The sequence below is a fragment of the Streptomyces sp. enrichment culture genome, assembly GCF_964272855.1.
Taxonomy (GTDB): domain Bacteria; phylum Actinomycetota; class Actinomycetes; order Streptomycetales; family Streptomycetaceae; genus Streptomyces.
In genome coordinates this window covers 1,045,272-1,059,712 of the sequence record NZ_OZ186847.1, presented here as the reverse complement: position 1 = coordinate 1,059,712, position 14,441 = coordinate 1,045,272, and the positions used below count along the sequence as shown (strand labels likewise).

At 71.7% G+C, this 14,441-nt stretch carries 12 protein-coding genes; 3 read left to right on the top strand and 9 right to left on the bottom strand.

Features of this window, described 5'->3' with window-relative positions:
* Genes ACSU6L_RS04475 through ACSU6L_RS04440 form a run of 8 tightly spaced genes read right to left on the bottom strand, consistent with a single transcriptional unit; the run spans window position 1 to window position 9,534 of the window.
* A complete protein-coding gene (locus ACSU6L_RS04475; RefSeq protein ID WP_437053743.1) occupies window positions 1-921 on the bottom strand; it encodes a carbohydrate kinase family protein in 921 nt (306 codons plus the stop codon).
* Window positions 918-2,051 carry a sugar phosphate nucleotidyltransferase gene (locus tag ACSU6L_RS04470; RefSeq protein ID WP_437053741.1) on the bottom strand — a complete coding sequence of 378 codons (1,134 nt, stop codon included), beginning with the start codon at window positions 2,049-2,051 and terminating at the stop codon, window positions 918-920. Before ACSU6L_RS04470 ends, ACSU6L_RS04475 begins: the two co-directional genes overlap by 4 nt.
* Window positions 2,044-4,137, bottom strand: coding sequence for a glycosyltransferase (locus tag ACSU6L_RS04465; protein ID WP_437053739.1), 2,094 nt, complete (start codon window positions 4,135-4,137; stop codon window positions 2,044-2,046). Before ACSU6L_RS04465 ends, ACSU6L_RS04470 begins: the two co-directional genes overlap by 8 nt.
* A 2-nt stretch (window positions 4,138-4,139) precedes the next feature.
* Entirely contained in the window at window positions 4,140-5,609 is a 1,470-nt protein-coding gene (locus ACSU6L_RS04460) for a phosphotransferase (protein ID WP_437053737.1), read from the bottom strand.
* Window positions 5,610-5,616: 7 nt separating this feature from the next.
* Window positions 5,617-6,417 (bottom strand): ABC transporter permease, encoded by an 801-nt coding sequence (locus ACSU6L_RS04455; protein WP_437053735.1) that lies wholly within the window; start codon window positions 6,415-6,417, stop codon window positions 5,617-5,619.
* A complete protein-coding gene (locus ACSU6L_RS04450; RefSeq protein WP_437053733.1) occupies window positions 6,414-7,223 on the bottom strand; it encodes an ABC transporter permease in 810 nt (269 codons plus the stop codon). The genes ACSU6L_RS04455 and ACSU6L_RS04450 overlap by 4 nt, the downstream gene beginning before the upstream one ends.
* Window positions 7,220-8,239 carry an ABC transporter ATP-binding protein gene (locus ACSU6L_RS04445; RefSeq protein WP_437053731.1) on the bottom strand — a complete coding sequence of 340 codons (1,020 nt, stop codon included), beginning with the start codon at window positions 8,237-8,239 and terminating at the stop codon, window positions 7,220-7,222. The genes ACSU6L_RS04450 and ACSU6L_RS04445 overlap by 4 nt, the downstream gene beginning before the upstream one ends.
* Window positions 8,240-8,241: 2 nt before the next feature.
* Window positions 8,242-9,534, bottom strand: coding sequence for an aspartate aminotransferase family protein (locus tag ACSU6L_RS04440; protein WP_437053729.1), 1,293 nt, complete (start codon window positions 9,532-9,534; stop codon window positions 8,242-8,244).
* 261 nt (window positions 9,535-9,795) lie between these two features.
* Here ACSU6L_RS04440 and ACSU6L_RS04435 point away from each other — a divergent pair, with 261 nt between their 5' ends.
* Both ACSU6L_RS04435 and rfbB read left to right on the top strand, forming a co-directional pair.
* Entirely contained in the window at window positions 9,796-10,863 is a 1,068-nt protein-coding gene (locus ACSU6L_RS04435) for a glucose-1-phosphate thymidylyltransferase (RefSeq protein ID WP_437053727.1), read from the top strand.
* Window positions 10,860-11,837 carry a dTDP-glucose 4,6-dehydratase gene (gene rfbB / locus ACSU6L_RS04430; protein WP_437053725.1) on the top strand — a complete coding sequence of 326 codons (978 nt, stop codon included), beginning with the start codon at window positions 10,860-10,862 and terminating at the stop codon, window positions 11,835-11,837. Before ACSU6L_RS04435 ends, rfbB begins: the two co-directional genes overlap by 4 nt.
* A gap of 83 nt (window positions 11,838-11,920) precedes the next feature.
* On the opposite strand, the gene ACSU6L_RS04425 is transcribed toward rfbB, so the two are convergent.
* Entirely contained in the window at window positions 11,921-12,958 is a 1,038-nt protein-coding gene (locus ACSU6L_RS04425; RefSeq protein WP_365509399.1) for a LacI family DNA-binding transcriptional regulator, read from the bottom strand.
* Window positions 12,959-13,159: 201 nt separating this feature from the next.
* On the opposite strand from ACSU6L_RS04425, the gene ACSU6L_RS04420 reads away from it, so the two are divergent.
* Window positions 13,160-14,434 carry an extracellular solute-binding protein gene (locus ACSU6L_RS04420; RefSeq protein ID WP_365509402.1) on the top strand — a complete coding sequence of 425 codons (1,275 nt, stop codon included), beginning with the start codon at window positions 13,160-13,162 and terminating at the stop codon, window positions 14,432-14,434.
* The last annotated feature ends 7 nt before the right edge of the window (window positions 14,435-14,441 follow it).

The window sequence follows — 14,441 nt, the reverse complement described above, 5'->3', positions numbered from 1 at the left end:
TCACTCCGCCGTGCCGGCGCGCGCGCAGGCAGCGCGCAGGCCGGGCAGGTCGATGAACTCGGTGTGGGTGCCGGCGGCACCGCAGGCGAAGGCCCCGGACACCGATCCGGCCAGGACGCACTCCTCCAGCGGCCGTCCCTCGAAGAGGGCGTGGAGGAAGGCGGTGACGAAGGCGTCGCCGGCGCCGTTGCTGTCGACGACCGGCCGCTCCGGCCGCACGGCCGGGAAGTGGCGCACCTTCGCGTCGCCCCGCACCAGCAGGTGGCAGCCGTCCGCCCCGTCGGTGGCCACGACGAAGCGGGCCCGGCCCTTGCCGACGATGCCGTGCAGGACCTCGTCGAGCCGGTCGTGGACGGCCGCGGCGCTCATGAAGACGTAGTCGGAGGCCAGGGCGTAGGTGAGGTGGTGGGGGTTGACGCCGTCCCAGTCGTGCAGGTCGGTGGAACTGGTCACCCCGAGCCGGTGGACGTCCTCGTACAGGTCCCGGTTGTGTCCGACGATGGACAGGTGGACGTGGCGCGTCCGCTCCAGGTGCGGCAGGTAGAAGGCGCGGGGCAGCCGGAGGTCCGCCGGGTGCCGGGAGTCGTAGAAGGAGAAGCGGCGGCCCCGCGCGTCGACCAGGTTGACGCCGCGCGGGGTGCCGTTCGGGGACACCACGTGGCTGAAGTCGAGGCCGCGCTCGGCGTAGGCGGCGAGCACCGCCTGGCCCTGGGGGTCGTCGCCGAGGAAGTCGATGAACTTCGTGGCGAGGCCCAGGGCGTGCAAGCCGAGCGCGACGCCGTTGCCGGTGTGCGCGACGTAGTCGTACACGGGGGGCACGTGCAGCGAGTCGCCGGGCGGGATCCGCAGGTCCTCGACGCGGACGACGGTGTCGACACCGGCTCCGCCGACCACCAGGACGTCGTAGGGGGACAGGCTCATGTACGGGTTCCTTCCGTGACGGCCGCGGTGTCCTCGACCCGCTGCACGTGTCCGTTCTCCAGGACCACCGCCGAGTCGATGTCCTGACCGGGGCGGACCGTGGCGCCGGGCAGCAGCACGCTGCGCCGGACCCGGGCACCCGCCCCGACGGTGACGCCGGGGAAGAGCACGCTGTGCTCCACCCGGCCTTCGTTGACGAGATCCGCCGGAACCAACGAGGCGACCACGCCCGGGGAGTCGGCCACCCAGCCGCGGTCCACCCCGGGCCGTACGGTCCTGGGCATCCGCTCGACCGGGAGGCCGGCCCGCGGCCCGTCGGCGGCGAGCATCAGGTGTGCCCGGTGGTAGCGCTCGACGGTCCCGATGTCCTCCCAGTGGCCCGCCACCTCGTGGCCGCGGATGTCCTCGCCGCCCGCGAGCATCGCGGGGATGACGTCCCGGCTGATGTCGTGCTGCCACCCGGTGCCGTCCAGCTTCTCCAGGTAGCGGTGCAGCACCGCGGCGTCGAAGACGCAGAACGCGGCGAAGACCAGGTCGCTGGTCGGTTCGGCGGGCTTCTCCACGAACTCGGTGAGCCGGCCGGCACGGTCGAAACGGACCATCCCGAACAGGTGGACCCAGCGCCGCTCGATCCGCTGGTAGGCGATCGTCAGGGCGGCACCGGAGGCCCGGTGCTCCGCGATCAGCGGCCCGTAGTCGAAGCGGTAGACGTGGTCGGCGTGCAGGACCAGGACCTGTTCGCGCCCGCCGCCGAAGACGTGCCCGGCTTTGCGGATCAGGGCGTCCGCGGTGCCGCGCTCGGCCGGCCAGGTGCGTTCGGGCAGCTCGCGGGGGAGCGCGTCGCCCGCGGACCGGTAGGCGTCGTCGTACGGCCCGAAGTGGACCCGGAAGCCGGTGTCCCGGTTCCACACCCGGTGCAGGTCGTCCATCAGCCGGCGTTCCTCGTACTGGGACAGCAGCAGCACCTCCCCCAGTCCGGAGGCGCGCGCGTTGGCGAGGCTGAAGTCGATCAGGCGGCAGGAACCGCCGTACGGGACGAGGGGTTTCAGGCGTCCCGCGCCCAGCGGTCCCATGCGCCGGCCCTCGCCGCCCGCCAGCAGGACCGCGCGCACTCCGCCCCGTTCAGCCATGACGGGCCTCGTCCCAGGTGACCCGGCCGGAGGACAGCGTCAGCAGCAGCCGTGCCCCCGGTGCCGGCGGTGGCCCCTCGAACACGCCGGCCCCGGTGCGGCGCAGCTCCCGCACCTCGGGCAGCGCCCGGGCCGCCGTGCCCCGCGGGGCCGGGGTCACCAGCTCCACCCGCTCGGCGTGCGGCAGGCGGTACACGAGCGTGCCGTCGCCGGTGACCGAGCACCGCTCGCGCAGGCTCCTCACCTCCTCGGCGGTCACGGCGGCGGGGAAGCGGTCCACGATCCGCTCGCAGGCCGAGAAGTCGGCCCGTTCCCACGCCGCGCGGAAGAACCTGCGGGCGGCCGGGGTGTCGACGGGGGCACGGCGCGCGTACGCCGCCAGGTCGCCGTGGGCGAGCGCCGCCTCCTCGGTGATCTCCTCGTCCTTCAGCAGGTCGAACCAGCCGTGCCGCAGGGCGCGTTCGGCCGGCAGCGCGGCCGGCTCGCCACGCCACAGGCGGTGGAACGCGGTGAGGTGCAGGTCCGCGCAGTGCTCCCAGGTGAACCGCCGGGCGACCGCCGCCGCGCGCTCCGACAGCTCCCGGTAGCGGGCCGGATCCTCCGACCACAGCGTCGCCGCCTGACGGATGCGTGCGACGAGCGCGGCGGTGAGCAGTGGGTCGTCCTCGGCGAAGGAGCGGTTGACGGCGAGGCCGGTGGTCCCCGGCTCGGGCCGGGCGTGCCCGAAGTGCGCCATGCCCTCCTGCGCCGTCGCGATGGGCACCGCCCCGCAGACCATCGCCTCGCCCTGGGCGATGAGGAAGGTGTCCATCTCGAACTTGGACGGGAAGAGGCAGAAGTCGGCGGCCGACGCGTACTCGAACACCCGCCGCTCGTCCACCCGCTCCGACTCCAGGTGCAGCCGGCCCTGATGACGCTCGGCGACCTCGCGGAAGTAGGGGTCGTCGAGCGGGGCGCCGGAGATGCAGCGCACGACGAAGTTCGCGGCGAGGCCCTCGCTCAGCACCCGGTCGACGGCGCGCATCAGTTCCAGCTGGCCCTTGTGGTGCAGGGCGTAGCGCGCGTTGTGGAAGAAGGTGGGCAGCGCGGGGTCCAGGCCCAGGCCTTCGAGCACCGCCGGCCGGTCCACCTCGCGCGGGTCCCAGGCGAGCCACCGGTCGGAGATCGCGCAGCCTCCGACGAACATCTTGTGCGCGTTGTCCTTCACGGCCTGCGCCAGGGGCAGGTGTGCGAAGAGGGCTTCGAAGGGGGTGTCCCGGAAGGACGCGTAGAAGTCGAGCTGGCCGGGCGAGAGGAAGTCGATCAGATCGGCGCTGTCGAGGACCAGCCGGTAGAGGGCGACGTGGTCCGGCGGGTACTCGTAGTGCAGGTGCGTCAGCTGCTGGTACTGGCGGACCGCTTCGAGGTCCGGGCCCGTCGGCGCAGGGTCCTGCGGGAGGGCGGTCTCGGCGCCCAGGAGTTCCAGGAGCCGGCGGACCTCGGGCGCGTAGACCTTCTTGGTGATCGGCATGTTGCTCTGCACCGTGCTGACGACGAACTTGCGCGGGTCGTCGCGGAGCGCGGCCGGCAGCAGGTAGTGGTAGAAGGGCTCGTGGGCGTGGACGATCGCCCGCTCCTCGCCGAACCAGCGGCGCAGGAAGCGCACGCTGTCCACCTGGAAGACCAGCGGCTTGAAGAAGACCAGGTCCCGGCCCTTGGCGGAGTACGGCGGGTAGAAGGTGTCCGGGAGCTGGTCGAGGTGGTCGTTGGAGAGGAAGTACAGGTCCACGCCGTCGAGGCGGATGCGGTGCGCGGTGGTGCGCACGGGCAGGTGGACCTCGGCGGGGAAGCCGTGCCACACCTGCGGGTCCAGGACCAGCGGCAGGAGGTAGTCGTCCGTGTAGCCGAGGTCCTCCACGTCGTACCTGCCGCGCAGGTCGTCGAGCCTGCCGTGCGCGGGGGTGACGAGGGAGACCCGGTGGCCGCGGGCCGCGAAGGCCCGGGACAGGTTCCACAGGTACACCGAGGTGCCGCCCTGCAGGAAGGTGTGGTCGAAGCCGCAGCATTCGAAGTAGGTCTCGATGATGTGCATACGGGGCTCGGTCACGTTCACGTCCTTGCTGGAATGGTCGGAGCCGGGGTGCGGGCGCCGAGCGCGAGGGCGTGGCGCAGGTCGATCGCGGCGTGGTAGGGACGGGCGTGGTCGACGTTGTAGGCGAGTTCGTGCAGCAGCCGGCCCAGGTACAGCAGCCGGCGCAGCGGGTCGTCCGCAATGCGTCCGAGGAGCAGCCGCAGGACGTGAGCCCGCCAGACGTCCGCGGCGTGGAAGACCTGGCGCAGCACGGCGCGCGGCCCGGGCGGCCAGTCGGCGGCGCCGTCCAGCGCGCCCCGCATCGTCTCGGAGGAGTCGACACCGAGGCGCCGCGCGGCTTCGAAGGCGGCCTCGTCGGCGGTGAAGTACTCCAGTGCGCGCCGGACGGCGACGAGGTCCTGCACCGGCGACTGCGCTGCCCATCCCGCTTCGCCGGGGCCCAGGGCGGGGGTGGACATGTCGATCACGCTCATCGACCAGCCGCCGTCGTCCCCCGCCCGGCACAGCAGATGGGACAGGTGCAGGTCGCCGTGGCACGGCCCGGAGGAGAAGCCGGCCGGGGCGGCGTCGAAGGCGCTGTGCAGCGCGGCGGTCTCCTGCTGCAGGGCCGCGAAGGCGGCGGCGCGCGGGGCCGTGGGCAGGGCGATGTCCGCCGAGGCCAGCTCGGCCGTCCGGGCGGTGACCCGGGACAGCACCTCCCGCACCGGGTACGGCGGCAGGGGACCTCCGCCGAGCCGGTCGGCCAGGTCGCGGTGGAACCCGGTCAGGAAGCGCCCGGCGTCGCGCAGGTTGCCCGCCAGCGGGCGCAGATGCGTCCGCACGACGTCTTCGAGGTCGTCGGGGGCCTGCCTGCCGGTCACCTTCGGCCACATCGACCGCATGCTCAGCCTCAGCGGCAGGTCGATGCCGTCGCCGGGCTCGTACCGGTAGAACACGCCCAACGGGTGGTGGGTGCCGTCGGCGGGGTCGGCATAGGTGTAGTCGCCGGCCCAGGCGGGGGTGCGGCCGGTCCCGTTCATCAGCCGCAGGAGTTCGGGTTCGCGGACGGTGTCGTCCAGCCGCCGGTAGGTCTTGTGGACGTAAGCCGTGCCGTCGCTCTCCACCAGGGACAGGACGTTGGAGGACCAGCCCCGCTCGAACGGCAGCGGGCGCACCGAGCGGGCCGTGAGTCCCGCACCGCGGAAGCACACCAGGCCGCCGCGGGCAGTGGGCACTTGGCGTCCGGCGCGGACCGCGCTCAGCGCGATGGACTCGAACTCGGCGCTGCCATGCGCCTCTTGGGGGCCGCTGCCCTCGGGTCCGGTCCGGACGGGGATGAAATAGCGCCGTCCGGACGCTGGTCCGCCGACGGCCATCACGACCGACAAGCAGACGGAGGCGCCGAGGTCCGCGTGGTCGACGCACTCGAAGCGCTCGGCCCGCCGGCCGTCCTCGGGCATCCACGGGGCTGCGCGCAGCAAGGGGCCGAGATCGTCGTTTCGTATCATGCCCGACTCAACTTCCGGTCATCTCGTATCGGTTGACGCCGCGGCGCCACACGGTCAGGGCGAGTGCCAGGGCGCCGGCGGTGACCAGGGGCAGCCAGCCGAGCAGGCCCCTCGCGCCGGTCAGCAGGTAGACGCTCGGCACGTAGGCGGTGAAGGCGAACGGCAGGACCCAGGTGAGGAGGGTCCTCAGTGAGGGGTGGTGGATGTCCAGGGGGTAGGAGGAGAACTCCGACACCTGGTTCGCCGCGTACATCGCGGGCATGCTCGTGACCGTCCAGAAGGACAGGGACGCGAAGAGCAGCTTCACCGAGGTGTGCAGCAGCGCCCCGCACAGCACGAGCAGCGGTGCCAGTGCCCACTGCGCGGCGGTGAGCGACAGGCCGAGCTCGCTTCCCGCGTAGCCCACCAGTACGGCGCCCACGACGAGTTCACCGAGACCGTCGGGGTGGAAGAAGCGCTCCGACAGCAGGGAGAACAGCGGGTCGACCGGCCTGACGAGGTAGCGGTAGAACTCGCCGCGCTGCACCAGTTTGCGGCCCAGTTCCCACAACTGGTCGGTGAAGAGGTGGTCGAGTCCGCGCGGCAGCAGGGAGAAGCCCAGCAGGAACAGCACCTCGTGGTACGACCAGCCGCCCACGGCGGGGACCTGGCGGAAGACGAGACCGACGACCGCCGTCTGGATGCCGACCCGCACCAGGAAGGCGCCCGCGCCGAGCAGGAAGTCCGTGCGGTAGGCCGCCAGCCGGTGCAGGCCCACCCCGCCCAGGAACCAGGACAGCCGCAGGTATCGCGTCACCGTGCGCGTCATCCGCCCAGCACCTCCAGACGTCCGAGGGCGGCGCGCCAGAGCGCGGCGCACAGCAGTGACAGCCCGGCCGCCCAGGCCAGTTGCTGGGCGAGCAGCCCGGCGGCGTCCGGCCAGCCGTCGTAGCGGCCGAGCAGCAGGGTCAGCGGACCGTCGACCATCCCGCGGAAGGGCAGGGCCTTCGCGAGCGCGGCCAGCGGGCCCGGCATCAGCGCGATGGGCACGAGCTGTCCGGCGAAGAAGGCGACGACGCTCTGCTTGACCATCCGCACGCCCCAGGTGTTGGTGGTGAGGAAGCCGGTCATGCCGGTCAGCAGGTTCACGCAGAACGCCAGGAGCACCGACAGGGCGGTGGAGACGGCGAAGAGCAGCAGATCCGCCGGCCGGGGCACGCTGAGCGGGACGAGCAGGGCGAACAGGGCGAGGACCGGCAGGCCGACCAGGACTGCGTTGGCCCCCACCACCGGCAGGCAGGCGAAGAACCGCATCACCGGGTAGCTCACGGGGCGCACGAGCATGACCGCGACGTCACCCCGGTACACCTCGGCCGCGACCTCGTCGTCCACCCGGTTGGTGTGCAGTACTTGCAGGATCTGGGCCACCAGCAGGTAGGTGGTGATGTCCTCGACGGTGAAGCCGCCGGGTCCGCGGCCGGGCGTGCCCTCGTACACGGCACGCCACAGGAAGACGGTCACCGCCGCGCCGGCGGCCGCCGTCATCGCGGTCATCGCGAACATCGAGCGGTACTGCAGCAGGGACTGCAGGCCGCTGGTGGCGAACGGTGCGTAGCGACGCAGGCGGGCGGTCATGCGGCCCCGTCGCGTGCGTGGCCGGGGACGCGTGAGCGGCCGTAGATCTCGCGGAGCACGTCCTCCAGACCGGGTTCGGGGGCGTACCAGTCGGCGAGGTCGAAACGGTCCAGGAGGAAGGTGAGGACCTGCCGGGAGGTGTAGCGGCCGGTCGGGTAGTCGACGCGGACGCGGCCGCCGTCGTCCGGTGTGGCGCGCACGCCCGGCAGTCCGGCTTCGACGCGGCTCAGCACGGTCGCGGTCGCGGTGCCGTCGCGGTGGTCGAAGACGACCGAGCGGTGGTCGGCCGTGCGCAGCAGGTCCTGCAGGGTCCCCTGGTGGACGACCCGCCCGTGGTCGACGACCAGGGCGCTGTCGCAGATCGCGGCGATGTCGGCGATGTCGTGGCTGGTGAGCACTACGGTGGTGCCCAGTTCCCGGTGGGCGCGGTTGACCAGATGGCGCACCGCGTCCTTCAGCACCATGTCGAGGCCGATCGTGGGCTCGTCCCAGAACAGCACGGCGGGGTCGTGCAGCAGGCTCGCCGCGATCTCGGCCCGCATGCGCTGTCCGAGACTCAGCTGCCGTACCGGTGTGGACCCCAGCGCGTCGATGTCGAGGAGTTCCCGGAACAGGGCGAGGTTGCGCCGGTAGACCGGTTCGGGGATGTCGTAGACGCGGCGCAGGATGCGGAACGAGTCGGGTACCGACAGGTCCCACCAGAGCTGGCTGCGCTGGCCGAAGACGACGCCGATGGTGCGGGCGTTGCGCTGCCGGTGCCGGTACGGCTCCAGCCCGGCGACCGTGCAGCGGCCGGAGGTGGGGGTCATGATCCCGGTCAGCATCTTGATCGTGGTCGACTTGCCGGCTCCGTTGGCGCCGATGTAGGCGGTCTTGGTGCCGGCCGGTATCTCGAAGGAGACGTCGTCGACGGCGCGCACGACGCGGTACCGGCGGGTGAGGAGGGTGGAGAGGCTGCCGAGCAGGCCGGGTTTGCGTTCGGCCAGCCGGAACTCCTTGACGAGGTTCTCGGCCACGATCACGCGATCACCCGCTCGACGGCCTTCTCCAGCAGGCGCAGGCCTTCGTCGAGCAGGGCCTCGTCGAGGGTGAACGGCGGTGCCAGGCGCAGGATGTGGCCCCCGAGCGAGACGCGCAGTCCCAGATCGAGGGCCGCGGTGTAGACGGCCCGGGCCGTCTCGGGCGCGGGTGCGCGGCTCGCGGGGTCGGTGACGAACTCCAGGCCCCACAGCAGACCGAGACCGCGCACCTGGCCCAGCCGGGCGAAGCGGGACTCAAGGGCGCGCAGACGGTCCTCCGTGATCTCGCCGAGGACGCGTACGCGGTCGATCAGCCGGTCGCGCTCGACGACTTCGAGGGTGGCGCGGGCGGCGGCGATCCCCAGCGGATTGCTCGCGTACGTCGAGGCGTACGCCCCCGAGGTGGCAGCCTGCGGCCTGCGCAGCAGCTCGCCGCGGCCGGCGAGCACGGCGAAGGGGAAACCGCTCGCGGTGCCCTTGGCCAGCATCGCCAGATCCGGCTCGACGCCGAACAGTTCACTGGCGAGGAAGGCGCCCGTGCGTCCGCCGCCGGTGAGGACCTCGTCCGCGACGAGCAGCACGCCGCTGTCCCGGCAGGCGTCCGCGACGCGCTCCCAGTAGCCGGGGGGAGGGACGATGACGCCCGCCGCGCCGAGGACGGGTTCGAAGACCAGGGCGGAGACGTTGGGCTTCTCGGCGATGTGTCGGCGCACCAGTGACGCGCAGCGCACGTCGCACGACGGGTACTCCAGGCCCAGGGGGCAGCGGTAGCAGTAGGGGCTGTAGCCCAGCACGCTGTTGCCGCTGAATGCCTGGTGGCCGATGTCCCAGTGCACGAGCATCCGGGCGCCCATCGTCTTGCCGTGAAAGCCGTGGCGCAGGGCGCCGATCCGGTTGCGGCCCGGCGGCGCGGTCGCCTGGACGACCCGCAGGGCGGCCTCGACGACCTCCGCGCCGGTGGAGAAGAACGCGTAGGTGTCGAGCTGCTCGGGCAGCAGCCTGGCGAGCAGTTCCAGCAGTCCGGCACGGTCCGGGGTGGCGCTGTCGTGGACGTTCCACAGGCGGCGGGCCTGAGCGGTGAGCGCCTCGACGACCTCCGGGTGCCCGTGCCCCAGTGACTGGGTGAGGGTGCCGGCCGCGAAGTCGAGGTACTGGTTGCCGTCGAGGTCGGTCAGCACGGGACCGCGTCCCTCGGCGAACACCCGGCGTCCGTGGACGGCTTCCTCGGAGGCGCCCGGAGCCAGGTGCCGGGCTTCCCGTGCCAGGTGCTGTGTCTGCCGTAAGCCTGTCATCGCTGCCCCTGCTCGTCGGACCGGCTGTACGCGTTTCGCCGGCGAACTGCGTTGTGGCGCACCACGGTTGGCGGTTCGGCGCCGAGTCAAACACTTGAACACACGTGACTGCAAGACTTTGCGGATCGTTTCAGAAAGTTGTTGCGAGCGGCCGCGGCACTCTGGTTGAGTCGACGTGCTTACGGCGCCACCACGCCTCACGTTCGAGGAGGGACCTGTGAGAACACGCCCCCAGACCGACCCGCCCCCGCGGAGGCCGAGGTGAAGGCCCTGGTCCTGGCAGGTGGTACCGGCAGCAGACTGAGGCCGTTCACCCACACCGGCGCCAAGCAGCTGCTGCCCATCGCCAACAAGCCCGTGCTGTTCTACGCGCTGGAGTCCCTGGCCGCGGCGGGCATCCGGGAGGTCGGCGTCGTCGTGGGCGCGCACGGCCGGGAGATCCGCGAACTGACCGGAGACGGTGCCGCGTTCGGATTACGCATCACCTACCTCAAACAGCCCTTCCCGCTCGGTCTCGCCCACGCGGTGCGCATCGCCCGCGACTTCCTGGGCGACGACGACTTCCTGCTGTACCTGGGGGACAACTACCTCCCGCAGGGCGTCGCCGACTTCGCCCGTCACTCCGCCGCCGACCCCGCGGCGGCCCGGCTGCTGCTCACCCCGGTCGCGGACCCGTCCGCCTTCGGCGTCGCCGAGGTCGACGCGGAAGGGAACGTGCTGCGCCTGGAGGAGAAGCCCGACATCCCCCGCAGCTCCCTCGCGCTCATCGGCGTGTACGCCTTCAGTCCCGCCGTGCACGAGGCGGTACGGGCCATCACCCCCTCCGCGCGCGGCGAGCTGGAGATCACCCATGCCGTGCAGTGGATGATCGACCAGGGCCTGCGGGTACGCGCCGAGACGACCACCCGGCCCTGGCGGGACACCGGCAGCGCGGAGGACATGCTGGAGGTCAACCGCCAGGTCCTGGACGGGCTGGAGGGCCGGATCGAGGGCAAGGTCGACGCGCACAGCACGCTGGTCGGCCGGGTCCGGGTGGCCGAAGGCGCGATCGTGCGGGGATCACGCGTCGTGGGCCCGGTGGTGATCGGCGCGGGTGCCGTCGTCAGCAACTCCAGCGTCGGCCCCTACACCTCCATCGGGGAGGACTGCCGGGTCGAGGACAGCGCCATCGAGTACTCCGTCCTGCTGCGCGGCGCCCAGGTGGAGGGGGCGTCCCGCATCGAGGCCTCCCTCATCGGCCGCGGCGCCGTCGTGGGCCCGGCCCCCCGTCTTCCGCAGGCTCACCGGCTGGTGATCGGCGACCACAGCAAGGTGTATCTCACCCCATGACAACGAAGATCCTCGTCACCGGCGGAGCGGGCTTCATCGGCTCCGCCTACGTCCGCCACCTCCTGTCGCCCCAGGCGTCCGGCGGTGTCGCGGTGACCGTCCTCGACAAGCTCACCTACGCCGGCAGCCTCGCCCGCCTCGACGCGGTGCGCGGCCACCCTGGCCTCACCTTCGTCCAGGGCGACGTGTGCGACGTGCCGCTGGTGAACGCGCTGGCCCAACACCACGAACAAATCGTGCACTTCGCGGCCGAGTCGCACGTCGACCGCTCCATCGCCGACGGCGGTGCCTTCACCCGCACCAACGTGCTGGGCACCCAGGTCCTGCTCGACGCCGCTCTCCGCCACGGCTTGCGCACCTTCGTGCACGTCTCCACCGACGAGGTGTACGGCTCCCTCCCGCACGGGGCCGCCAAGGAGAGCGACCCCCTGCGCCCGACCTCGCCGTACTCGGCGTCCAAGGCGGCCTCGGATCTCATCGCCCTGGCCCACCATCGCACGCACGGCCTGGACGTCCGGGTGACCCGCTGCTCCAACAACTTCGGCCCCCACCAGCATCCGGAGAAGCTCATCCCGCGCTTCCTGGCCCGGCTTCTGTCCGGTGGCACCGTTCCGCTCTACGGCGACGGGCGGCACGTGCGTGACTGGCTGCACGTCGACGACCACGTCCGGGCCGTCGAACTCGTCCGCGTGTCGGGCCGGCCGGGCGAGATCTACAACATCGGGGGCGGCACTTCGCTGCCCAACCTGGAGCTCACGCACCGGCTGCTCGCACTGTGCGGCGCGGGCCCGGAGCGGATCGTGCACGTCGAGAACCGCAAGGGGCACGACCGGCGTTACGCGGTCGACCACAGCAAGATCACCGCCGAACTCGGTTACCGGCCGCGCACGGACTTCGCGGCCGCCCTGGCCGACACCGCGAAGTGGTACGAGCGCCACGCGGACTGGTGGCGTCCGCTGCTCGCCTCCGCGTGACGGCGGGCGGGACGGGGACCGCCGGGCACCGGCCGGCCCACCGGCGCCCGGCGGCAAGCCGGCTCCGGAGGCCGGCCGGCCGGTCAGCGTCCGTCCGCCGGGCGCTGCCCGCCCCGCGGGCCGGCGGCGGTGGACCCCCGGACCACCAGTTCCGGCATGAAGACGAACTCGGTGCGCGGCGGCGGCGTTCCGCCCATCTCCTCCAGCAGCGCGTTCACGGCGACCTGCCCCATCGCCTTGACGGGCTGTCTGATGGTCGTCAGAGGAGGGTCGGTGAAGGCGATGAGCGGCGAGTCGTCGAAGCCGACGACCGAGATGTCACCGGGAACCGTCAGACCCCTCTGGCGCGCCGCCCGGACGGCGCCGAGGGCCATCATGTCGCTGGCGCACATGACGGCCGTACAGCCTTTGCCGATCAGCGCGGACGCCGCGGCCTGCCCTCCCTCCAGGGAGAACAGCGAGTGCTCGACCAGCTCCTGGGACTCCTCCGCCGGCAGCCCCAGGTGCTCCCGCATGCCCATGCGGAATCCCTCGAGCTTGCGCTGCACCGGCACGAAGCGTTCCGGTCCGAGCGCGAGCCCGATGCGTTCGTGTCCCAGCTCGGCCAGGTGCGCCACGGCCAGGCGCATCGCGGCCCGGTCGTCAGGCGAGACGAACGGCGCCTCGATCGCGGGGGAGAACCCGTTGACGAGCACGAAGGGCACGTGCTGTTCGTGCAGCCGGGCGTACCGGCCGGTGTCGGCGGTGGTGTCGGCGTGCAGTCCGGAGACGAAGACGATGCCGGACACCCCGCGGCTCACGAGCATCTCCGTGAGTTCGTCCTCGGTCGACCCTCCCGGTGTCTGCGTGGCCAGCACGGGGGTGTACCCCTGACGCGTCAGCGCCTGCCCCATGACCTCGGCCAGCGCGGGGAAGAAGGGGTTGTCCAGCTCCGGTGTGATCAGGCCGACCAGCTCGGCGCGGCGCTGCCGCGGCGGGAACTCGTAGCCCAGCGCGTCGAGTGCGGCGAGCACGGAATCGCGGGTGTCGGTGGCCACGCCACGCGCACCGTTGAGCACGCGGCTGACCGTGGCCTTGCTGACGCCCGCCCGGGCTGCGATCTCGGCGAGCCGCATGGTCATGGCACCGCACTTTACCCGCCGGCCGTGAGCGCTGTGCCCACCGCGACAATGGCTGAAAAAGCTTGCAGCAATTTGCCGCAATGTCTTTCGCCGTCTTTTCGACCCTGTTACGTTCCTGGCAACCCCGGCGCCGCGCGGACGCGGTTGGCGTGAGGCGTTCATGCCTCCGCCCAATTCCGGGATCACTCATGGGAGTTCACAATGCGGCGTGGCATTGCGGCCACCGCGCTGGTCGCGGCGCTGGCCATGACGGCTTCGGCATGTGGCGGGGACGACGACGGCCAGACCGGTGCCGGCGGAGCCGGCAAGGAGCTTTCGGGAACCGTCACCTTCTGGGACACCTCGAACGAGGCGGAGAAGGCGACCTACCAGGCCCTCGCGGAAGGCTTCGAGAAGGAGCACCCGAAGGTCGACGTCAAGTACGTCAACGTCCCGTTCGGGGAGGCGAACGCCAAGTTCAAGAACGCGGCGGGCGGCAACTCCGGTGCTCCGGACGTGATGCGTACGGAGGTGGCCTGGGTCGCGGACTTCGCCAGCATCGGCTACCTCGCCCCGCTCGACGGCACGACCGCCCTCGACGACGAGTCCGACTACCTCCCGCAGGCCGCGGCCAGCACCAAGTACCAGGGGAAGACCTACGCGGTCCCGCAGGTGATCGACACCTTGGCGCTCTTCTACAACAAGGAGTTGCTGAAGAAGGCCGGTGCCGAGGTGCCCGGTTCCGTCACCGAGCTGAAGACGGCCGCCGCCGAGATCACCGAGAAGACCGGCGCGACGGGCCTCTACCTGCGAGGCGACGACCCGTACTGGTTCCTGCCCTACCTCTACGGCGAGGGCGGCGACTTGGTCGACGAGAAGAGCAAGACCGTCACGGTCGACGACAAGCCCGGCGTGGAGGCGTACCGGGTCATCAAGGACCTCGTGGACAGCAAGGCGGCCATCACGGACGCGTCCGACGGCTGGAACAACATGCAGAACGCCTTCAAGTCGGGCAAGGTCGCCATGATGCTCAACGGCCCGTGGGCCATCGAGGACGTCAAGGCGGGGGCGCGGTTCAAGGACGCCGGCAACCTCGGCGTCGCCCCCGTCCCGGCCGGCAGCGCCGGGCAGGGATCCCCCCAGGGCGGCTGGAACCTCTCGGTGTACGCGGGTTCGAAGAACCTCGACGCCTCCTACGCCTTCGTGAAGTACATGAGTTCGGCCGAGGTGCAGCGGCAGACCACCGAGAAGCTGAGCCTGCTGCCCACCCGCAAGTCCGTCTACGAGGTGCCGGCCGTCGCGGACAACGAGATGGTGAAGTTCTTCAAGCCGGCGGTCGACAAGGCCGTGGAACGGCCGTGGATCGCCGAGGGCAACGCCCTCTTCGAGCCGATCCGGCTGCAGATGGCCAAGGTGCTGGCCGGTGAGACCAGCCCGGACAAGGCGGCCGCGGACACCGGCGACGCCTATCGCAAGCTGCTCAAGGACTACAAGTAGGCCACGG

What these genes read in the sequence shown, in the direction of transcription:
- ACSU6L_RS04475 (WP_437053743.1), bottom strand. Translation starts at nt 921, where the DNA reads ATGAGCCTGTCCCCCTACGACGTCCTGGTGGTCGGCGGAGCCGGTGTC.
- ACSU6L_RS04440 (WP_437053729.1), bottom strand. Translation starts at nt 9,534, where the DNA reads ATGACAGGCTTACGGCAGACACAGCACCTGGCACGGGAAGCCCGGCAC.
- ACSU6L_RS04420 (WP_365509402.1), top strand. Translation starts at nt 13,160, where the DNA reads ATGCGGCGTGGCATTGCGGCCACCGCGCTGGTCGCGGCGCTGGCCATG.
- ACSU6L_RS04470 (WP_437053741.1), bottom strand. Translation starts at nt 2,051, where the DNA reads ATGGCTGAACGGGGCGGAGTGCGCGCGGTCCTGCTGGCGGGCGGCGAG.
- rfbB (WP_437053725.1), top strand. Translation starts at nt 10,860, where the DNA reads ATGACAACGAAGATCCTCGTCACCGGCGGAGCGGGCTTCATCGGCTCC.
- ACSU6L_RS04425 (WP_365509399.1), bottom strand. Translation starts at nt 12,958, where the DNA reads ATGACCATGCGGCTCGCCGAGATCGCAGCCCGGGCGGGCGTCAGCAAG.
- ACSU6L_RS04450 (WP_437053733.1), bottom strand. Translation starts at nt 7,223, where the DNA reads ATGACCGCCCGCCTGCGTCGCTACGCACCGTTCGCCACCAGCGGCCTG.
- ACSU6L_RS04460 (WP_437053737.1), bottom strand. Translation starts at nt 5,609, where the DNA reads ATGATACGAAACGACGATCTCGGCCCCTTGCTGCGCGCAGCCCCGTGG.
- ACSU6L_RS04455 (WP_437053735.1), bottom strand. Translation starts at nt 6,417, where the DNA reads ATGACGCGCACGGTGACGCGATACCTGCGGCTGTCCTGGTTCCTGGGC.